The 20,930-nt window shown below is 37.9% G+C and carries 20 protein-coding genes, 1 rRNA gene and 1 pseudogene; 16 read left to right on the forward strand and 6 right to left on the reverse strand.

Going from position 1 to position 20,930, the window contains the following annotated elements:
* Positions 1–20: 20 nt before the first annotated feature.
* A 5S ribosomal RNA gene (gene rrf, locus X953_RS07775) occupies positions 21–136 on the forward strand.
* 223 nt (positions 137–359) lie between these two features.
* Complete coding sequence (locus X953_RS07780) at positions 360–1,556, forward strand: ISL3 family transposase (protein WP_040954247.1); 1,197 nt, start codon at positions 360–362, stop codon at positions 1,554–1,556.
* Positions 1,557–2,375: 819 nt separating this feature from the next.
* On the opposite strand, the gene X953_RS07785 is transcribed toward X953_RS07780, so the two are convergent.
* The 3 genes from X953_RS07785 to X953_RS07795 form a co-directional block, all read right to left on the reverse strand.
* Positions 2,376–3,566: a dicarboxylate/amino acid:cation symporter gene (locus tag X953_RS07785; protein ID WP_040955066.1), complete on the reverse strand. Its 1,191-nt coding sequence runs from the start codon at positions 3,564–3,566 to the stop codon at positions 2,376–2,378.
* 158 nt (positions 3,567–3,724) lie between these two features.
* A complete protein-coding gene (locus X953_RS07790; protein WP_084715648.1) occupies positions 3,725–3,928 on the reverse strand; it encodes a hypothetical protein in 204 nt (67 codons plus the stop codon).
* 101 nt (positions 3,929–4,029) lie between these two features.
* Entirely contained in the window at positions 4,030–5,292 is a 1,263-nt protein-coding gene (locus X953_RS07795; protein ID WP_040955068.1) for an NAD(P)/FAD-dependent oxidoreductase, read from the reverse strand.
* A gap of 179 nt (positions 5,293–5,471) precedes the next feature.
* On the opposite strand from X953_RS07795, the pseudogene X953_RS07800 reads away from it, so the two are divergent.
* The 5 genes and pseudogenes from X953_RS07800 to X953_RS07820 all read left to right on the forward strand — a co-directional run bounded on the left by X953_RS07800 (position 5,472) and on the right by X953_RS07820 (position 10,225).
* Positions 5,472–7,090 (forward strand): annotated as a pseudogene (locus tag X953_RS07800) (oligosaccharide flippase family protein).
* A 13-nt stretch (positions 7,091–7,103) separates the two neighbouring features.
* The gene (locus X953_RS07805) at positions 7,104–7,826 is read left to right on the forward strand and encodes a pseudouridine synthase (RefSeq protein ID WP_040955069.1); all 723 of its coding nucleotides are present in this window, start codon (positions 7,104–7,106) and stop codon (positions 7,824–7,826) included.
* 5 nt (positions 7,827–7,831) lie between these two features.
* Positions 7,832–8,413 carry an RNA 2',3'-cyclic phosphodiesterase gene (gene thpR / locus X953_RS07810; protein WP_040955070.1) on the forward strand — a complete coding sequence of 194 codons (582 nt, stop codon included), beginning with the start codon at positions 7,832–7,834 and terminating at the stop codon, positions 8,411–8,413.
* The gene (locus tag X953_RS07815; RefSeq protein WP_232217789.1) at positions 8,388–9,323 is read left to right on the forward strand and encodes an NERD domain-containing protein; all 936 of its coding nucleotides are present in this window, start codon (positions 8,388–8,390) and stop codon (positions 9,321–9,323) included. The genes thpR and X953_RS07815 overlap by 26 nt, the downstream gene beginning before the upstream one ends.
* 83 nt (positions 9,324–9,406) lie before the next feature.
* Positions 9,407–10,225, forward strand: a complete 819-nt coding sequence (locus X953_RS07820; RefSeq protein ID WP_040955071.1) for a phosphotransferase family protein — start codon at positions 9,407–9,409, stop codon at positions 10,223–10,225.
* Here the strand turns inward: X953_RS07820 and X953_RS07825 are convergent.
* Positions 10,212–10,499 (reverse strand): YtzH-like family protein, encoded by a 288-nt coding sequence (locus tag X953_RS07825; RefSeq protein WP_040955072.1) that lies wholly within the window; start codon positions 10,497–10,499, stop codon positions 10,212–10,214. The genes X953_RS07820 and X953_RS07825 overlap by 14 nt on opposite strands.
* Positions 10,500–10,577: 78 nt before the next feature.
* Between X953_RS07825 and trmB the strand changes: the two genes are divergently transcribed.
* On the forward strand, positions 10,578–11,216 hold the full coding sequence (gene trmB, locus X953_RS07830; RefSeq protein ID WP_040955073.1) for a tRNA (guanosine(46)-N7)-methyltransferase TrmB: 639 nt from the start codon (positions 10,578–10,580) through the stop codon (positions 11,214–11,216).
* A 294-nt stretch (positions 11,217–11,510) separates the two neighbouring features.
* Complete coding sequence (locus tag X953_RS07835; RefSeq protein WP_040955074.1) at positions 11,511–12,365, forward strand: MBL fold metallo-hydrolase; 855 nt, start codon at positions 11,511–11,513, stop codon at positions 12,363–12,365.
* A gap of 39 nt (positions 12,366–12,404) precedes the next feature.
* On the opposite strand, the gene X953_RS07840 is transcribed toward X953_RS07835, so the two are convergent.
* Complete coding sequence (locus X953_RS07840; RefSeq protein ID WP_040955075.1) at positions 12,405–12,719, reverse strand: PepSY domain-containing protein; 315 nt, start codon at positions 12,717–12,719, stop codon at positions 12,405–12,407.
* A gap of 177 nt (positions 12,720–12,896) precedes the next feature.
* Between X953_RS07840 and X953_RS07845 the strand changes: the two genes are divergently transcribed.
* The 3 genes from X953_RS07845 to tnpB all read left to right on the forward strand — a co-directional run bounded on the left by X953_RS07845 (position 12,897) and on the right by tnpB (position 15,928).
* On the forward strand, positions 12,897–13,961 hold the full coding sequence (locus tag X953_RS07845; RefSeq protein WP_040955076.1) for a M42 family metallopeptidase: 1,065 nt from the start codon (positions 12,897–12,899) through the stop codon (positions 13,959–13,961).
* A 90-nt stretch (positions 13,962–14,051) separates the two neighbouring features.
* On the forward strand, positions 14,052–14,558 hold the full coding sequence (locus X953_RS07850) for a DUF84 family protein (protein ID WP_040955077.1): 507 nt from the start codon (positions 14,052–14,054) through the stop codon (positions 14,556–14,558).
* Positions 14,559–14,746: 188 nt separating this feature from the next.
* Entirely contained in the window at positions 14,747–15,928 is a 1,182-nt protein-coding gene (gene tnpB / locus X953_RS07855; protein WP_052350088.1) for an IS200/IS605 family element RNA-guided endonuclease TnpB, read from the forward strand.
* An 81-nt stretch (positions 15,929–16,009) separates the two neighbouring features.
* On the opposite strand, the gene X953_RS07860 is transcribed toward tnpB, so the two are convergent.
* Positions 16,010–16,450 carry a YtoQ family protein gene (locus X953_RS07860; protein WP_040955078.1) on the reverse strand — a complete coding sequence of 147 codons (441 nt, stop codon included), beginning with the start codon at positions 16,448–16,450 and terminating at the stop codon, positions 16,010–16,012.
* 177 nt (positions 16,451–16,627) lie between these two features.
* Here X953_RS07860 and X953_RS07865 point away from each other — a divergent pair, with 177 nt between their 5' ends.
* The 4 genes from X953_RS07865 (at position 16,628) to X953_RS07880 (ending at position 20,869) form a co-directional block, all read left to right on the forward strand.
* Positions 16,628–16,945 carry a thioredoxin family protein gene (locus tag X953_RS07865; protein ID WP_040955079.1) on the forward strand — a complete coding sequence of 106 codons (318 nt, stop codon included), beginning with the start codon at positions 16,628–16,630 and terminating at the stop codon, positions 16,943–16,945.
* 31 nt (positions 16,946–16,976) lie between these two features.
* Positions 16,977–17,780 (forward strand): DUF1444 domain-containing protein, encoded by an 804-nt coding sequence (locus X953_RS07870; RefSeq protein ID WP_040955080.1) that lies wholly within the window; start codon positions 16,977–16,979, stop codon positions 17,778–17,780.
* 16 nt (positions 17,781–17,796) lie between these two features.
* Positions 17,797–18,405 (forward strand): YtpR family tRNA-binding protein, encoded by a 609-nt coding sequence (ytpR, locus tag X953_RS07875; RefSeq protein ID WP_040955081.1) that lies wholly within the window; start codon positions 17,797–17,799, stop codon positions 18,403–18,405.
* Positions 18,406–18,520: 115 nt separating this feature from the next.
* Positions 18,521–20,869, forward strand: a complete 2,349-nt coding sequence (locus X953_RS07880) for a DNA translocase FtsK (protein ID WP_040957036.1) — start codon at positions 18,521–18,523, stop codon at positions 20,867–20,869.
* The last annotated feature ends 61 nt before the right edge of the window (positions 20,870–20,930 follow it).

Raw genomic sequence — 20,930 nt, forward strand, 5'->3', positions numbered from 1 at the left:
TATATACCGCTAAAAAGTGGTCTAGTAGCAATAGCGGAGAGGTCACACCTGTTCCCATGCCGAACACAGAAGTTAAGCTCTCCAGCGCCGATGGTAGTTGGGACGTTGTCCCTGCAAGAGTAGGACGCCGCTAGGCAATTCAAAAAGCATTGTGATACGTAGAGTATCGCAATGCTTTTTGAATTGGGTGATTTATAGGATGATTTGCCATACCGCGCCAGTTTATTTTCGGCTCTATACTAAATGTGGTGGTCTCCTTTGGAGGATCAGTGTTTCCGTAAGAAACAAAAAAATACACTCATTCCCCTCTCTTTTGTTAACCTAAAGTTGCGACACAAAAGGAAAAGGAGAGGGAAAGAGTGCAAAACCATTTTATCATAGAAATGTTAGGTATTGAAGACAAACATGTAGATGTATGGGAAGTTTCTAGTGACTCAGCTAAGTTTTTTGTAGAGCTATATACAAAAGTAAAGAAGCAGAAGTGCCCGTTTTGTGGCAATAGGACAAAAAGTATCCACGGCTATCGTACCCAAACGATTCAGGGGCCCATTGTTTCCAATAAACCAGTTAGTATTTCTTTGAAAAAGAGACGCTACTTATGTAAGGCGTGTAATCATACGTTTTATGAAAAGCTTCAGATGGTGGAACGATACCAACGTTGCACCCGTTCTATACAAACGACAGCGCTAACGTATACAGCTGTGGGCTCATTTACTACAGCTGCCCAGTTAACTGGGATGAGTTCGCAACGGTTACTTCGTATTTATGATCGAAAAGAAATAAAAACAAGGAAAGTCCTGCCACGTGCGTTAGCTATTGATGAATTTAAAGGGGATGCGGGCGGTGAAAGGTTTCAAACGGTCATTGCGGATGTAGAAAATAAAGAGATTGTGGATGTCTTACCTGATCGGAAGGTAGATACAATTAAAGCTTATCTTCAGTCCTGTGATACAAGTAACGTAGAGATTGTCGTCATGGACCTTTCTAAGTCTTTTAAGCAAGCAATACGGAAGGCGCTTGGTAACCCACTGATCATCGCTGATCGATTTCATTTTATGCGGCAAGTATATTGGGCGCTAGATGAAGTACGTCGAGAAGTGCAAAGAGACTTAGAGAAAAAAGACCGGATATATATGAAAAAAAGTAAAAAGTTACTTTGGAAATCAACCTATAAATTATCAGAAGAAGAGCGAGAGAAAGTAAATCAGTTACTCCAGGTTGATCCTCGATTAGAAGAGGCATACAACCTAAAAAACAAACTTGATCAGTGGTTTAAAGAGAGTAACGAAAAGACCGCTACACAGGGTCTAGAAGGATGTTTAATGGCGATGAAGGATTCTAATATTGAGTCTTTTCATAGAGTAAGAAAAACATTTGAGCGGTGGAAGCAAGAGATCTTGCATTCCTTTATGTATCCTTTTAATAATGGATATATTGAAGGCGTAAATAATACAATTAAAGTGGCAAAACGAATGTCGTATGGAATTAAAAATTTTAATCGATTAAAAAAGAAAATACTGTGGCGACAAGAGGTTAGAAGGGTTTTGACACAATAGAAACGGCAACCAATATACGTACGCAGCTATTTAAGCAAAGGCTTTTTAATAAAAGAGATGGTGGAGTGAAAATCACACCACCACATTTGACTGAGAACCTTATTTTCTGAGGTTTCGTGTCCGTTAATATCCTATCAGAGATAAATCTTGAGTCATTCATACTGAACTGTGCTATATAGTAACTTCCTAATGGACAAAAGCTCCATCCAAACGCCAGGAATTGTCCAATAGCTCTTCTCTAATGGACAAAAGCCCCGTCCAAACGCCAGGAACTGTCCCATAGCTCTTCCCTAATAGACAAAAACACCATCCAAACACCAAGAACCGTCCAATAGCAACCCCATAATGGACAAAACACCATTCAAACTCCTGAAACTGTCCAATAATTCCTCCATAATGAATAAAGTCTTCCCACCAACGACAGGAGCCTGGCTAAGAGCAACAAATACTTAAATTTAGAAATTCTATGAATGTAAAAGGAGAAGGTTATCATACGAACTAATAGTAGGGGAGAGGAAGAGGTTTTAAAAGAGAGGAATAAATTATTTAGTTCACGAAAAGAGGCTGTAGGCTGGATACTAAGAAACAAATTGATGAAAAACTAAAGTGCCACATTAGAGCTCATTCGCTTATAAAAGGATAGCGATGCATTTGCAATGCTTTCTCCAAATTTTTCTATAAAAATTTTTTTATAGAAAAACGTAGAAGGAAAATGTTCTTGAGAGATTGAGTAGTTAATTAAACGTAATCTAGGATTAGTCAGACAGTACCTTAAGGTACTGTCTGACTTCCCAATGTTAAAAATATCCTCATTTGTTCTTATAATGCTTCGACTTGTTCTGTTTCTGTACGCTTTTTGTCTTTGCTTAAAGAGTTAGTGATTGAAGTGATTGCGCCATCACCAGTAACATTACATGCAGTACCAAGACTGTCTTGAGCAAGATATAGAGCAATCATTAAGGATACCATTGTAGGACCAAACCCGAGCATTGATTCCAATAAACCGATTGCTGCCATTACTGCTCCGCCGGGTACCCCTGGTGCCGCGACCATGGTAACACCTAACATTAATATAAAAGGGAAAACTGCAGAAAATGTAGCCGTATCACCTTGTAAAAACATGACCGCAAGTGCACAGCTAACTAATGTAATTGTGCTCCCTGATAGGTGAATATTAGCTAATAGTGGCACAGTAAAGTCGGCTACTCTTTCACGTACTTTAAGTGTTTTGGTATGTTTTAGTGTAACAGGAATTGTAGCTGCAGATGATTGAGTTCCCAATGCAGTAAAATATGCCGGTAACATCCTTTTAAGCATAGAAAATGGATTTTGTTTGCTTAATGTTCCTGCAACTGTGTATTGAACCGTTAGATAAAGTATATGTAGTATAACAATCATAACAAATACTTTTGCAAATACACTTAAAATAGTACTAACTTGTCCAGCATAGGTCATATTTGCGAATATGCCAAAAATGTGAAAAGGTAATAGTGGTATAATTACTTTTTCGATAACCAAATGGATGATATCACGAAATTCTTCTGTAAATCGTAACAAGGTATCACCTTTGATTGAAGCAATTCCCAATCCAATTACAAATGATAGCAGCAAAGCTGTCATTACTCCCATTAAGGGAGCCATTTCTACTTCAAAAAAAGCTTTACTCAAACCTTCACTAGGATCAGAAAACGCTTTCAATGACTGACCGTTCAGTAAAGTTGGATAGATTGATTTAGCCACTATAAACGCTAAAATACCTGCCAGAACTGTTGAGGTATACGCTATAGCTCCAGTTAGTCCTAGAAGCTTTCCTGCACCTCTTCCCATAGAGCCAATTCCAGGTGCTATAAAACCTAGGATAATTAATGGGATTACAAAACCTAGAAAATTACCAAAAAGCCCATTAAATGTAGCAAATAATTTAATCCACCATTCATTTGAGATGGATCCGATGGCAATACCTAAAACAATTGCAATTATTATTTTAATTAAAAGTCCTATGCCTTTCAATGGTGTTACCTCCTTTTATGTAATACACCTATTCTACAATACAATGTCGTATTTCGTCTAATAAATTTTAGAAAACAAACGGTCAAACATCTTGGAGCTTGCTAAGTAGTAACAAAACAGAGCGTACCTATCTAAATGACAGGTACGCTCTGTGCTATCTAGCTCATACCAAATGGCCCAAGCTGTTGAGAGTTACTTTGATTACCATTTGACGACATCTGGGTTACGAATGGTATCATCTTCTGCATGGTCTGACCAAAATTTTGATTATTTTTGGTCATCGTATAAAATGTTGCTGCTCCAACACCTACGGAAGCAATGATTGGTATCCACATTCCATTTTTTTGCATTTCATACTCCATCCTCTCATGATCCTTAATTATATGGCCAAGCTACCTAGGAAAAGGTAATGGCTTTCCAGACATTCTTAGGTTGGCCCTTACTAAGGAAATCATGCTAGGTATCATCTGCCAGAAGCTTCTTTCGCTGCATTTACTCCGGCAAGTCTGCCTGTTACTAATGCAGAGGTGATATTGTATCCACCCGTATAACCATGTATGTCTAAAATCTCTCCACAAAAATATAAGCCGTGCATTTTTTTTGACTGCATTGTATTTGGAACAATTTCTTTAATAGAAACCCCGCCTCCTGTGACAAACGCTTTTTCTAATGAAAGTGACCCGTGAACATGGAATGTAAAATGCTTCATATCATGGATAATTGCTCGTATGTTTTCCTTAGCAATATTAGCAGCCTTTTGCTCTTCCGCCACATTATTTTTTTGCAGAATATATTGCAGGAATCGTTCTGGAACAATGCCTTTAAAGATATTTTTTATTGTCTTCTTAGGACTTTCCTTAAGCATTGCATTAATTTCTTTAAATAGATCCTCTTCATGTTGGTCAGGCAAAGCATCAATCTCGATTGGTATTTCTTCTCGGCCTTTCATCAGTTCTTTTACTACAAATTGTGAACACCGAAGTACAGCTGGGCCGGAAATGCCAAAATGGGTGAAGATCATATCCATTTTATGAGTGATAATTGGTTTGTTTTTTTTATTTAACACGGATACAGCTGCGTTTCTAAGCGATAGCCCTTGTAAATCTTTGTTTTTTATAAAATTTTCTTTTGAGGTGAGTGCCACTTCTGTTGGATAAAGTGTTGTAATGGTATGACCTGCTTTTTTAGCCCAGGCATAGCCATCACCTGTGGACCCGGTGTGTGGCACCGCTTTTCCTCCGACAGCTATGATTACAGTATTTGTTTCTATTTTTTCGCCATCTGAAAGAATTACCGTATGTAATTCTTCTGAATAATGAATTGCTTGTACGGATGTATTTCTACGGACTTTAACATGCAATTCGTCCATTTTATTAAGTAGAGAATCAACGACCGATTGTGCAGAATTAGAAACAGGAAACATTCTCCCGTGGTCTTCTTCTTTTAGTTGGACACCTAGATCTTCAAAAAAGCGAATAATATCATAATTATTAAATACAGAAAATGCACTATATAGAAATCTCCCATTCCCAGGGATATGTTTAATTACTTCTTCTTCCGGCAAACGGTTGGTAACATTACATCGTCCGCCACCAGAAATAGCCAGCTTTTTGCCGAGTTTTTTTCCTTTTTCCAGCAGCAATGTCTTTGCTCCATATTCAGCTGCTGCTATGGAAGCCATTAAACCAGAAGGCCCACCACCGATAACAATTACATCATAAGTCACTGTACTTCATTCCTTTCCTATGTATCTTACCACTTGCAGGTTGTTCTACTCAATAATTACATAGGAAAAACATATATATTGTCACTTTTTAGTTGTGTAAGAAACGACATATTATATAGGATAGAAGACGAAGTGTGATAAAATAACAATAAAATCAATAAGGTAATGCAGGTGAAATAATGTCGAATATTGTCAGAGGCACTATGCTACTAACTGGTGCATCGTTTTTATCAAAATTTCTTGGAATGATTTATGTTATTCCATTCAATGCTTTAGTTGGTGAAACAGGTGGTACGTTATTTGCTTATGCGTACACACCATACAGTATCTTTATAAGTATCTCTACCGTAGGAGTTCCGTTAGCCGTATCAAAATTTGTTTCTAAATATAACGCAGTGGGTGATTATGAAACAGGGATGCGGATGTTTAAGGCTGGAATTTCTTTAATGGCAGTAACAGGATTCTTAGCTTTTCTTACAATGTTTTTCAGTGCAGACTGGCTTGCGGAGAGAATGATTACTAGCGATGATCCAGTTAATATTACTGTGAATGATGTGGCTTTTGTTATTCGAATGGTAAGTGTTGCTTTACTTGTAATCCCAGCTATGAGTATTGTAAGGGGGTTCTTTCAAGGGCATAATTCAATGGGACCGACTGCTGTCTCTCAGGTTGTGGAGCAAATCATTCGGATTGTCTTTTTATTAGGGGGAGCATTTGTCATCCTCAAGTTCATGAATGGGACCATCACCGCAGCGGTTGGTTTTTCCACTTTTGCAGCATTTATTGGTGCTATGGCTTCCTGTCTGGTCCTGTTTGTATATTGGAAAAAAAGAAAAACATATCTAAATAGACAAATTGAGCAGCAAACATATTCCCATAATATCCCTAAAAAAATTTATTTATTGAAATTTTTCGTTATGCTGGCCCTTTCGTTTTAGTTGGGCTAGCGATTCCGCTGTATCAAATGGTTGATCAATTTACATTTGAGCGAGCAATGGTTGCGGCAGATCAAAAGGATATTTGGGAGTTTGCTTATTCTGCAATTAACTTTTATGGACATAAATTAGTAATCATCCCGATTACGCTAGCTACAGGGCTATCATTGGCTATTTTACCGACGCTAACTAATTCGTATACCCAGCAGAATAGGCAATTGCTTACAAAACAAATTAATCAGGCTTTACAAATAATCCTTGTCCTTGTCATACCAGCAGTAGTTGGCATGTCAATGCTTGCAAATGAGGCATATGGATCACTATATGGCATGGGGAAAATTGAAACAACTGGTACTTTACTTGCCTGGTATGCACCCGTAGCATTGCTTTTTGCCTTGTTTAGTGTTTCTTCCTCTATCTTACAAGGAATCAACCAACAAAAATATGCAGTTTTCAGCCTGTTAGCAGGACTGTTAATAAAAGTTCTATTTAACATTCAACTCATTTACATTTTTGGAGCAAAGGGAGCAATCTTTGGTACGGCTCTTGCAGCTGGAACTGCAGTTGCCATGAATTTATGGCGTATCCACTCAGCCATTGATTTTTCCTTTAAAGAAATCATTAAGCGTACGATGCTTATCGGGATCTTTATTTTGTTCATGTGTATAGCTATTTTAGTCACCAAATTTATTTTTAGTTTCTTCCTGCCATTTGAAGAGCAACGATGGGCAGCATTAGTTATGCTTATTCTAGGTGTAGGTATCGGTGGTGTGGTTTATTTATGGTTTGCATATAAATCAACCTTGTTGGAACGTGTATTAGGGGAAAAAGTTCGCTTCTTAGATCGATTTTTAAGCAAATAAGGGAGGCGGTAGGATGCGACTTGATAAGTTACTGTCTAATAGTGGTGTTGGCACGAGAAAAGAAGTGAAAGTACTGCTAAAAAAGAAATATGTAAAGGTTAATGACCAAATAATAAAGGACGGGAGTAAGCATATCGACCCCGAAAGAGATGTCATAAAAGTTAAGGAAGAAATCGTTACTTATCAAAAATATATCTATCTGATGCTGCATAAACCTTCAGGCTGTATCTCGGCAACAGTAGATAAGCAGGAGAAAACCGTTATTGATCTTCTTGATCAAGAGTTGCAACATTACAAGCCTTTTCCTGTAGGCAGATTGGACAAAGATACAGAAGGTCTACTATTGCTAACTAATGATGGAGAATTGGCGCATCAATTAACCTCGCCAAAAAAAGATATCGAGAAGGTATATTATGCAAAAATAAAAGGCAGAGTAACTTCTGAAGATGTAAAGTCCTTTCAAGAGGGAGTTATTCTTGATGACGATTATCAAGCTAAACCAGCACAGCTAAAGATTATGGCACAAGGCGAGATTTCTGAGATAGAAGTAACGGTAACGGAAGGTAAATTTCATCAGGTAAAACGAATGTTTGAAGCAGTTGGTAAAAATGTAATATATTTAAAACGAATTCGTATGGGAAATATAATCCTTGACCATTCGCTAAAGCGAAGTACATGGAGAGAATTAAGTGAAAATGAAAAAGAATACTGTCTCTCTTTAAAATCAGGAGGATGAAAAGAATGACCAGATCACATTATTTTATCGCGATACCAATTCCTTCCAACCTACAAAGCCTTTTTTCTACATGGCAAAAACAGTTGAAGGAAGACGTATCCTATAAACAATGGCCCCACAAGGAGGATTTGCACATTACCTTAAAGTTTTTGGGCCCTGTTGCCGATACTAAGATACAGTCTGCTATAGATGTGTTGAGGCAAATAGAGCAAATAAATGCATTTTCAGTAGAGGTAGGAAACTTGGGAAGATTCGGTAATCAAACAAAGCCGAGGGTATTATGGGCAGGTGTGGAAGTCAATGAGAGGTTATTAGAGCTACACAATACGGTCGAAGAAGCTCTTTCCCATGTTGGCTTTTACAAAGAGAATAGGGCATATCGACCACATATTACCCTTGCTAAAAAGTGGTCAGAAGATACATCTAAAATAAGTATAGGTGAATTAGCTGAAAAGTATAATGAAAAGCATGTTTTTAATGTTGATCAAGTTGTTATATATAAGATCCATCCGGAAAAATCGCCAAAGTATGAAGAGATTGCTAAATATAAACTGAAAAGGGGTGACCTTGCTGGCTCAATTAATTAAACTTCAGGATTATGTATCGAGATATGAATGGAACGCCTATCGCTATCCCAGTCAGTTTATCCGATTAAAGCAAGATAATTGGCAAAAACTATATGGTCGTTGGCAAGAACCACCTACAGAGGTAACTGACGAAGTCGAACAGGAATCGCCTAAGTTAGGACCAATTTCTAAAATAAAAGCATTGATGAGAAAAGATGTGGGTGAAGAGGAGCAAAATATAAAAGAAGAGAATTTACCGGAAACAGAGGCCGAGCTCAAGCAATACTTTTTAAATAGAATATTTAATTTTCAGCTCAAGTGGGCTACTTCTACTGTCACCGAGTTGTCTTACATGAAGCGATCATACTATACGGACAGTTTATTAAAGTATTTCTTGCAACGTTTCCCTGACAATTATCTTTGTATGTATTATCCTATTTTCACTGTAAAATCAGCTCCAGTGGATGGGGAGATTATCCTTATTAGTCCAATAGGTATTGAAATAATATATGTTGTAGAGGAAGATGACGAGGCGAAGGTTTTCGTGGAAAATGGGAGAACATGGAAGGTAATCACAGAGGAGCAGGGAAAGAAAATCTTAAGCCCTCAAATTGCATTAAAGCGAACGGAACAAATAGTAAATAGTATTCTTCGTACGATCAATATTGAGTTCCCTATTCAAAAAACGGTTCTTTCTCGCAAAAATGTATTTATATTCAATGAGGAGTTATATCAGACAAAATTGGTTGGTGCTAAACAGTATGAAGAATGGTTTAAGCAAAAAAGAAGTCTCTCTTCACCTTTGAAGAGCCAACAATTAAAAGTGGCAGAAGCCTTACTGAAATATTCCCAAACGACATCAGTAAAGCGTCCGGAATGGGAAGAGGAAGAAGATCCATTTTTGTCTGCAGATCATGACATAAGTAAATGAACGCCATTTCCTAGTTGTATTTTTTAATTGATAAATATAAAATGAATAATTGAGCGCTAAAACTTGAAAGATGTGAGGAATGTATGGTGGATTGGCTGAAAAGGATATTGGGTGAGGATTGGAAAGTTGATCCGGCTGGTGGGTTGACAGGTGATGCCTATCATGCTGTTAAAGGAAACCAACGATTATTTTTAAAGAGGAATTCTTCTCCTTTCCTTGCTGTATTATCGGCAGAGGGTATTGTACCAAAACTAATATGGACTAAACGATTGGAAAATGGAGATGTCATCACTGCCCAAGAATGGCTTGAAGGAAGAGAACTTAAGCCGCAGGAAATGCAGAATGATCGTGTCGCAAAGCTGTTACGAAAAATTCATCATTCCTCTGAATTACTACACATGCTTATGCGTCTAGGTAAAAAGCCGGTCACCTCTGATGAAGGCTTTGATGTAATCAAACAGAATATAGGTAAGATAGAGGGAATCCATCGTTATCCAGCTGTAGAAGAAGCGCTTTATTATTTGGATTTTTTATTACCTGAAACAAGAGGTCAGGATTTAGTTGTTTGTCATGGTGATCTCAATCATAACAATGTGCTTTTAACAGATGAAGGCAATCTATATCTCATTGATTGGGACAATGCATTAATTGCTGACCCGGTCATTGATTATGGGATGGTTTTAAAATGGTATATTCCGATGAAGGATTGGGATACCTGGCTGAAAAAATATGGAGTGGCGAATAATCAACAACTGTATAGACGGATGTACTGGTATTTATTGCTTGATTCTCTCCATTATTTAATTTGGCATTACGAACGCAAGGAAACTTGGAAGGTTATGGAAAGGTTAACCGACCTGCAGGAGTTAAATGAGCAGGTTAGAATGACTATTCTAACCTAGTTTGTTCGAGAACATTCACCCAATTTTCGATGTTCTGTTTATTTGCAGAAATATGCTCTGTGACACTGGAGGCACTTTCACCTTGAAGGCCATAATTATAAATTTCCGGAAGCAATTGAACTAATTGATCATTTGAAATTTCTTGATTGGCTAATAGAGACTTAACTAATCTTCTGATCTGCTGATATTCAGATATATTTCCTAAATGCTCTCCCGAGTGTTCGTCCAATAAGTCATAAAGTAATGTGATTTGATTTTGGACAGTTAAAGTCATGAATAATCACCTCAGATCTTAGTTTAATCATTTTAATTTTTTATATACTAGAATTCAAAGAGTAAAAGAGGTGGACATATGCGGCAACGGAATAAGCCATGGGCGGATGATTTTTTACAAGAAAATAAGCATATTGTATTACAGAATCCAAGTCAATATCATGGTAAATGGAAAGATTTCTTTGGTAATAACAACCCAATTCATGTTGAAATAGGTACTGGAAAAGGGCAATTTATTACAGGGATGGCGAAACAGTTTCCCGATATTAACTTTATAGGTATTGAACTTGCAAAGAGTATAGTTGTGGCAGCTGCGCAAAAAGTAATGGAGGCAGAGAGAGCTAATGTAGTGCTTTTAAATGAAAATGCTGCTGATCTTCTAGAAATCTTTGCGGAAAATGAGTTAGATACCATTTATTTGAATTTTTCTGACCCATGGCCAAAAAATAGGCATGAAAAAAGAAGACTAACATATCACACATTCTTAGAACAATATGAGAAAGTGCTTCATCCTGGTGGAGGGATTGTTTTCAAAACAGATAATAAGGGCCTGTTTGAATACTCATTGGTAGGTTTCTCACAGTATGGAATGAAATTAAATGAGGTTCTCTTGGATCTTCATGCACATGAAGACCCTACAAATATAATGACAGAATATGAAGAGAGGTTTTCTGCAAAAGGCCAGCAGATCTATCGATGTAAAACTACCTTTAAATAGTGAAAAAGGAACCTGAAAAAAGGTTCCTTTTTTACTGCTTACTTTCAGGTTCTAATATATATGTTGGGGGCCGATTAATTTTTTTCTGGGTGATTATATATTCCACTGTGGTATCTAACTTACCTCTCTTATCTTGTAGCGTTCCTCCACCTGTGCATAATGAGCTCATCACTTTAACGGACAGCTTTTATAGTAAGGTTAATCACAAATAAGTTAATTAGGGGATGCTGCTTGGTAGCGTTTACAGTGTGTTTTTGCTACACTTGATGCTGTATATATAAGGGAGGTAGAGAAATGGAGAAACTTCAAGTTGGAAGAGCAAAGTTGACTTGGCTGCGTGGTGGTGTTAACTTTCTCGACGGCGGGGCCATGTTCGGTGTTGTGCCAAAAGCACTGTGGAGCAAAAAATATCCTCATAATGAAAAAAATCAGATAGAATTGCGCACCGATCCTATTTTGTTGCAGCTAGATAATAAAAATTATCTAATTGATACTGGTATGGGCAATAATAAACTGAACGAGAAGCAATTACGTAATTTCGGAGTACTGGAAGAATCCCATTTAGAAAGCTCCTTAGCAAACCTAGGACTAACTGTGGATGATATTGATGCTGTGTTTATGACACATTTACATTTTGATCATGCTTGTGGTCTAACAAAGCCAGAAGGTGATGCATACGTATCTGTCTTTAAAAATGCAACTATTTATACCTCTGCAGTAGAATGGAATGAAATGCGAAACCCTAATATTCGTTCGGTGAATACCTATTGGAAAATGAATTGGGAACCTATCGTAGATCAAGTAGAGACATTTGATGCAGAATTGGAAATCACTAAAGGGTTAAAGATGGTACATACCGGAGGGCACAGTGATGGTCATTGTATTCTAACTTTTACAGATGGCGAAGAACAATTCATCCATATGGCCGATTTAATGCCAACACATGGTCACCAAAACAAATTATGGGCACTTGCTTATGATGACTATCCGGTTACTTCTGTTCATGAAAAAGAAAAATGGATGAACAAGGGGTATAAAAATGAAGCATGGTACACGTTCTACCATGATGCATATTACCGTGCTATCAAGTTTAATCATGATGGAAACAAGGTAGATGAGGTAGAACGGAAAAGGTATGAATATAACTAAGAAAACGCATGGAGACTGACTCCATGCGTTTTGTATCATTTATGCAGTTTGAATCGTGTCAATTACAGTTCCGGTTTCCACATCTACATAAAACTCGTATTGTATGTTTTCCCCATCAATGTTTCGGGTTACCCCACCACGATAAGCATTATACATTAATCCATTTCTTTCTACTTCTTCTGGCTTCATATAGATCCAGGAGCCACTTATAGGTCCATTTTTCTTAAATGTTTCCTTTGCTTTTTTTAAAGCCTTTTCGGGAGTGATCTTTTGGTAATTATCCAGCTGCTGTTTTGCTACATACCCAACTGCAACACCCACACCAGCTGCAAGAACTGCTTTTTTTACATTCATACTTGTCACCTCTTGCTATATATTTTTGATACAAGATTCTTATAGTAGCGCTTATTTTAGTATAACGCATCATTGATAAAATAGAAAATAATATACTAATATGAGCGAATAGTGGAAAAAGCAAAAAGTTTTCCGTTATACTTAAATTAGTACATAGTATATCCAGGAGGGAAACGCATGAATAATGAAACGATGGACCTTTTTAAAAATTTAACAGAATTACAAGGAGCACCAGGAAACGAACACCGTGTGAGATCTTTTATGAAGAAAGAATTGGAAAGGTATGCTGATTCCGTAATTCAGGATAACCTTGGTGGAGTATTTGGTGTTCGTGATGGCCAGGGACCAAGAGTAATGGTCGCAGGTCACATGGATGAAGTAGGTTTTATGGTTACACAGATAACGAAAAATGGGATGATTCGTTTTCAGACGCTCGGTGGTTGGTGGAGTCAGGTACTGCTTGCACAGCGAGTACAGATTATGACAGAAGCAGGCCCGGTAATTGGTGTAATTGGTTCCATACCACCACATAACTTAACAGAAGAACAACGGAAAAAGCCTATGGAAATGAAAAACATGCTTATCGATATCGGTGCAGATGATAAAGAAGATGCAGAACGGATAGGTATTCGACCAGGTCAATCAATCTTACCTGTAACACCTTTTACTCCAATGTCCAATGAGAAAAAAATCCTTGCCAAAGCGTGGGATAATCGCTATGGATGCGGTTTGGCTATAGAACTGCTAAAAGAATTACAAGGGGTAACACTCCCAAACAAGCTATACTCAGGTGCTACGGTGCAGGAAGAAGTAGGGCTTCGTGGTGCGCAGGTAGCTGCAAATATGATTAATCCTGACATATTTTATGCGTTGGATGCCTCTCCTGCAAACGATGCCTCTGGGGATAAGGAAGCATTTGGACAATTGGGAAAGGGTGCATTGCTTCGTATCTTTGACCGCTCAATGATTACGCATCGTGGAATGAAAGAGTTTATTCTGGACACAGCTGAATCAAACAATATACCATATCAATATTTCATATCTCAAGGAGGTACAGACGCAGGTCGTGTACACTTGGCAAATGATGGAGTTCCCTCTGCAGTTGTAGGAATCTGTTCACGATACATCCATACACATGCTTCCATCATTCACGTGGATGATTATGCTGCCGCAAAAGAATTAATTATTAAGCTAGTAAAAGAAACAGACCAAAATACGGTAGATCAAATTCGCAAAAAGTAATTTATGTGGAGATGCAATCGAGGTAAGCCTGTTATATCTTAACTGTTATGAGTGCCTTGATAAGAACAAACCTAAGAAGGATGATACTGGATGGATATTTTAATTGGTTCAAAAAATCCCACAAAGGTGGATGCAGTTAAGAAGGTATTTCCAAATGTTGACGTAAAAGCTGTAAATGTTCCCTCTTTAGTTTCCGAGCAGCCTTTTTCTGATGAAGAAACAAGAGAAGGGGCAATTAACCGTGCGAAAAATTGTCTCACTGATCATTCGGGTGCATTAAGTATAGGGCTCGAAGGTGGAGTTATGTATGTAGATGGACAATTGTTTTTATGCAATTGGGGTGCATTAATTACTGCAGAAGGAAAAACCCATACGGCAAGTGGAGCCAGAATAGCACTTCCTTCTATTATTGATCAACAGTTGAAGCAAGGTGTAGAACTTGGGGTAATAATGGATGAATATGCTAAGAAGCAGGGAGTCCGTAATAAGGAAGGTGCCATTGGCATATTTACGAATGAGCTAGTTTCACGTCAATCGATGTTTGAGCATGTGGTAATGCTCTTAAAAGGTCAATGGGAATATAACCAAAATCATTAAAAGCAGCGGAAGGTCCGCTGCTTTTTTGCTTTTTATTCAAAAATAGGCGAGAATACTCCCATCCTCAAGGAACGTGAAGGGCGCAGCCCAGTGAGTAGGTGGGAGATGAATCGCCTTCGGACAAGGGGCAGCGTATGCTGCCTCAATTGTCCGACATCTCCTACCAACCAATAAGATAGTGTGTTATAATGGGAACATATATTCTTATTAGGGAGGTGGGCGCTGTACATAAAGCGTATAAATTCCGTATCTATCCGAATCATCAACAGGAGATACTGATTGCCAAAACACTTGGCTGTAGTCGATTTGTGTTCAACCATTTCCTTGAGGAATGGAACACAACCTATGAAAAAACGGGTACAGGCCTTACCTATAGCCTTTGTTCCAAAGCACTTACCGTCCTAAAGAAAGAATTCATCTGGCTGAAGGAAGTGGATTCCATTTCCCTGCAATCCGCATTGAAGAACCTAGCGGATGCTTATGATCGCTTCTTTCGTAAACAGAATGACCGGCCACGCTTTAAATCGAAAAACAATCCAGTCCAGTCCTATGTCACCCGGCATACAAACGGTAATATTGCGATTGTTGGCAACCATGTGAAGCTCCCGAAACTTGGACTTGTCCGTTTTGCAAAAAGCCGTGAAGTTGAAGGCCGTATCTTAAATGCGACCGTTCTCCGCAACCCTTCCGGTAAATACTTTGTCTCCATTCTGGTGGAAACGAATGTGTCGGAACTGCCGAAAACAGGATCTGCGGTCGGCATCGATGTTGGTCTGAAGGAATTTGCCGTTCTTTCAGACGGAACCCGTCATGAAAATCCACGGCATGTACGCAAACTGGAGAAGAAGCTGGCCAAGGCGCAACGGATCCTGTCCAGAAGACGTAAAGGTGCTCTCCGCCGCAAATGCAAACTTGCAGAGGCTCACAATTACCAGAAACAGCGCCGAAAAGTCGCTCGCCTGCACGAGCAAATCATGAATAAACGCAACGATTACCTGCATAAACTCTCCACCGAAATTGTCAAAAACCACGACATCATCGGAATTGAGGATTTGCAGGTGAAAGATATGCTGCAAAATAGACAGCTTTCAAAGGTAATCAGTGAAGCAAGCTGGTCGACTTTTCGTACGATGCTGGAATACAAGGCCGAATGGTACGGAAAGCAGGTTGTCGTTGTTTCAAAGACATTCCCAAGCAGCCAATTATGCTCCAACTGTGGTCATCAGCATAAGGACGTCAAAAACCTTGCCTTGCGTAAATGGGACTGTCCTTCTTGCCAAACGCATCATGACCGGGACTTGAACGCGGCACAAAATCTGAAAGACGAGGCACTCCGCCTCTTAACCGCAGGAACTGTGGAGATCGCCTAATCAAGTAGAGACCGTTGGGTTTCTGTACTTAAGAATCCCCCACTTCAATTTGACCGCGAGGTTAAATAAGTGGTGGGTAGTTCAATCAAAGATATAGCTTAGAACATCTAAAGCTTGGTCGATAGTTTCGACAGTCACTGTGGCCTTGTTAGACAACTCCTTCAAAGGGTGAATAAGTTCTTCAGGTCTAACAATAATTGTTGGTTTGTTCATTGTAATAGCTGTACTTGCATCCATTGCTGTATTCCATTGTTTGTACTTCTCACCAAATAAAGCAATTACGATATCGGACTTTTGCATTAGTACTTGAGTCCGCAGATTATTAATGCTTGAAGCAGCATCATCACGATACAGTTTTCCAGGTTGCTCACCTAGAATGGCCTCCCCAATATCATCTGAACGATCATGATTTGTTTGTGGTGCAACAAATTCTATCGGTAGACCTTTTTCATTTGCTTTCTGTGTTACCTTGTCTCTCCAATCATCGTGAATTTGACCAGCTAAATAAACGGTTAATTCCATACTATCCCTCCAATTAATTCATGATACCTTAATAGTAAACAATATTTAAAAGATTGCCAAGAAAACAGCCATTAGAGAATAATTAATATGTGTGAAAAACAGAGTTTGCATTTACTGATTCTTGATATTTGAAAGCTGAAGCTAACAAAGATATGATAATGACAGGAGATGATCAAAATGAAAAAAGCAGAAACTATCGAGCAATTAAATGAGTGGATAAATAAAGATAAAGTTGTATTATACTTTACGGCAGGATGGTGCCCGGATTGTGTTGTAATTGAACCTGTATTACCGAGAATCGAAGAACGATTCCCAGCCTATACGTTTATTAAAGTAGACCGGGATGAATTTATTGCTCTATGCCAGCAGTATGAGGTTTTTGGTATACCAAGTTTTATTGCATTTGAAGATGGCAAAGAATTAGGCAGGTTTGTAAGTAAAAACCGAAAGAGTGAAGAAGAAATCGAAACATTTTTAAGTGAGTTGCCTGAGTAGTTTATCGTTAATAGAAAAAGGAGGAAAGGTTATGAAAATGACATCTTTAAAATTAAAAAAAATACTTGATGATAGATTGGCAAGCGAACATTATCGTACCAGCTATAATCGAGATAAAGATACATTTCGAATTGAGTGGAAGGAGAACAGAAAGGGTATTACTATTACGCTACCTAATGTTGTAGCAAAATATAATACACGAGGAGAAGCTGCAATTGAAGAACTTGTGGATCATATTAATGAAGCGCTAAGGATTATGAATGAAGAGCATCAATTGACAGGAATGGAAAAACAAATTTTCCCTGTTATACGAGCAACCTCATTTCCAACCACAACCAAGTCTGAAGTAAATCTGGTTTATAAAGAGCATACGGCTGAGACGAGAATTTATTATGCGCTTGATTTGGGGAAATCCTATCGCTTAATTGATGAAGAATTATTAGAAAAAGAAGGTTGGAACAGAGATAGAATTGATGAGATTGCTTCCTTCAATTTACGTTCCTTGGATACGGAACATAAAATGGATCGAGTAGCTGACAATTATTTTTATTTCTTTGCCAAACAGGATGGTTATGACGCGAGTCGTATACTTAATGAAGCGTTATTAGAAGAAATGAAAGCAAACAGTACAGGAGAATTAGCTATCGCAGTCCCACATCAGGATGTGTTAATAATAGCTGACATACAGAATAAAACAGGGTATGATATATTAGCACAAATGACAATGAAGTTTTTTGCCGAAGGGCGTATCCCGATCACTTCGTTGCCATTCATTTATGAAAATAAAGAATTAGAACCGATTTTCATTCTTGCAAAAAACAAACCCGAAAAGTAAAGAAAGGATGACAGAAATGGATGTATTTTATAACCCTAAAGGTGTAGGTGATGTTTTATTAATCCCGATAGAAGATGGCGATCGTTATGAACGCTCTTACACTAGACATGGAGATATTGTTCGTATCACTAATAAAGAAGATAAGGTTTTGGGATATAATATTTTTCAGGCTTCCAGTCATTTTGCCCTTAATCAAACTGGAAAAATTCAATTAACTGACAATCTGCTTCAAGAAATCAAAGAGCAATTTAAGCAAAATAACATAAATGACCCTTTAGACTTCGATCTTAGTCCAAAATTCGTAGTAGGCCATGTCATTAGCAAGGAAGCACATGAAAATGCGGATAAACTGAGTGTTTGTCAAGTAGATGTAGGGGAGGAAACATTGCAAATTGTATGTGGAGCACCGAATGTGGATGTAGAGCAAAAAGTAGTTGTAGCAAAGGTAGGAGCAACTATGCCAAGCGGATTGAAAATTAAACCGACAGAATTAAGAGGGGTACCTTCGAATGGTATGATATGTTCGCAAAAAGAATTAGGTATGCCAAATGCCCCTAAAGAGAAAGGAATTTATGTCCTGGATGACAATTATGATGTCGGGAAAGAATTCTCTTTAACAACCTAAGTACTTCGGGTTGTTTTTCTTTTGTTCTTTCTATTTTCTAACCAAATTTGGCCCAAAAACTGCTAAAATAGGAGAAAAGCAATTTATAAATAGAAAAGAGAAATGAGTGAATGATATGTGGCAACGATGGAAAGACAAAATAAAATCATTTTTTACAGAAGAAATAGAAGAGCAAGAGTATATAGAAGAACAAAAATATGCTGTGAATAATTCTAAACATCAACATCAACCAGAAGCTAGAATGGTTTATCAGTATCCTGAAAGGAAATCTTTTCGTTTTCCAGTGATACCAGATGAATCAAAGAATATGGAACGAAATGTAGAACCGAATGTTAAACGAAATACAGAAAGAAACATAAATAAGGATAAACAAAAGCCAAAGTCAAATATAGAATCATCAATGCCAAAGAAACAACCTTCTATACAACAAAGGAGAACTGCTGACTATGAAAGAAAAAGTCAAAGCTCCACTAGTAGATGGGAGTCGAGGGAAAACGGAAATAAGGTATATAAAAAAGATTCACAACCGTTCACACCGACGGAGGTCCCTTCCCCAATCTATGGCTTTCAGCCTAGAAAACAAGAAAAAATACTAGAAGATGTACCTGCGTTTCAACGTAAAAAAGAAAAGTTAGCGGAAGAAACAAATTTAGTTTCTCTCATGGAGACTAATCAAAACTCGGATACATACAAGGAGAATGACAATCAACCTTCTTCCATCGAACACCAGATGGATCAGCTACAAGAACCAAGTCAATTGGAAGAAGATAATTTATTAAGCGATCAAGGTGAAAAAGAAATAGAAGTGGAGGAGAAGGTGGAAACGGTGTTAACATCTGAGCCGAATATAGAAACGGGAACAGAAACTCCACTAGAAAAGAATGAAGAAAAGGAAACAGTGATTTCTAATCCGATAAGAAACAATTTAAATAAAGAGAAAACAGAAAACAAGCAGTCAAAGCATGTGCCGTTCAATGTGATGATGACACCTAGGGATAAAAAGAACTTATTCGATAAATATAGGAAAGCACAAGAGTCCCCCCAAACGATAAAAAAAGAAGTAGCTATTCCGCATCATTTGTTAAATGACCCAGTGGTAAAGAATGAAGAGGATCATATATGGGTACAGCAACAGAAAGAGTTGTTGGAGCAAACATTAAAGCATTTTAATGTACGTGCTAAGGTAGTTAACGCTACCCAAGGACCGTCTGTTACGCGATTTGAGGTGCAACCTGAGCTCGGTGTGAAAGTTAGTAAAGTGAAAAACCTAAGTGATGATTTGAAATTAAATATGGCTGCAAAGGATATTCGAATTGAGGCACCAATCCCGGGTAAAAATACAATTGGAATAGAGATTCCTAATTTAAAAGCTGAAATGGTGGGACTTCAGAGTATTTTTGACTCAGAAGAATTTAGACAAAGTAATTCCCCATTAACAATTGCGTTGGGCTTAAGTATTGAAGGGAAACCATTAATTACAAACATTCAAAAAATGCCTCATGGACTGATTGCTGGTGCTACAGGGTCAGGAAAAAGTGTTTGTATTAATACAATCCTAATTAGCTTAATATACAAAGCAAGCCATGATGATGTTAAGTTTATGCTTATTGATCCTAAGATGGTTGAATTGGCTCCATATAACGGGATTCCACACCTAGTTTCTCCAGTAATTACAGATGTTAAAGCTGCTACCGCTGCATTAAAGTGGGCTGTTAGTGAAATGGAAGAACGATATGAAAAATTCGTGCAAGAAGGCGTTCGAGACATTGAGCGATATAATCAAAAGGTTAAAAAGCAAGGAAGAGTACATGAAAAAATGCCTTATATTGTGATAGTTATTGACGAACTGGCGGATCTTATGATGGTTTCCCCACAAGACGTAGAAGATGCGATTAGTCGTATTGCACAAAAGGCCAGAGCCTGCGGAATCCATTTATTGCTAGCAACGCAACGACCTTCTGTTGATGTAATAACTGGATTAATTAAAGCAAATATTCCTACCAGAATTGCTTTCAGCGTTTCTTCCCAGGTAGATTCAAGAACAATCCTTGATGCGAGTGGAGCTGAGAAGTTGCTAGGCAAAGGAGATATGTTGTTTATTGAGAACGGAACGGGGAAGAGCATTCGTCTACAAGGACCATTTGTATCGGACGATGAGATTGAGCGTGTCACCAATTATGCCAGAAACATTTCCGAGCCTAACTATCTATTTGAACAGGAACAATTATTGGAGCAAGTTACCATGGATGAAGAAGAAGATGAATTACTTCAAGAAGCCATAGATTTTATAGTTGAGCATAATAGTGCAAGTACTTCCCTTCTGCAACGACATTTTAAAATAGGTTACAATCGAGCTGCAAGGCTTATTGATACGCTCGAACATAGAGGCATGATTTCCGGGCAAAATGGGAGTAAACCTAGAGAAGTTTTAATTACAAATGCCCAGTTGGAGGAAATAAGGTAATTTTATTAGTAGTATAAGTGGATTACTCTTGTTTCATGATATATTTTTATATATCATTAGA

The sequence above is a fragment of the Virgibacillus sp. SK37 genome (genome assembly GCF_000725285.1).
Taxonomy (GTDB): Bacteria; Bacillota; Bacilli; order Bacillales; family Amphibacillaceae; genus Virgibacillus_Q.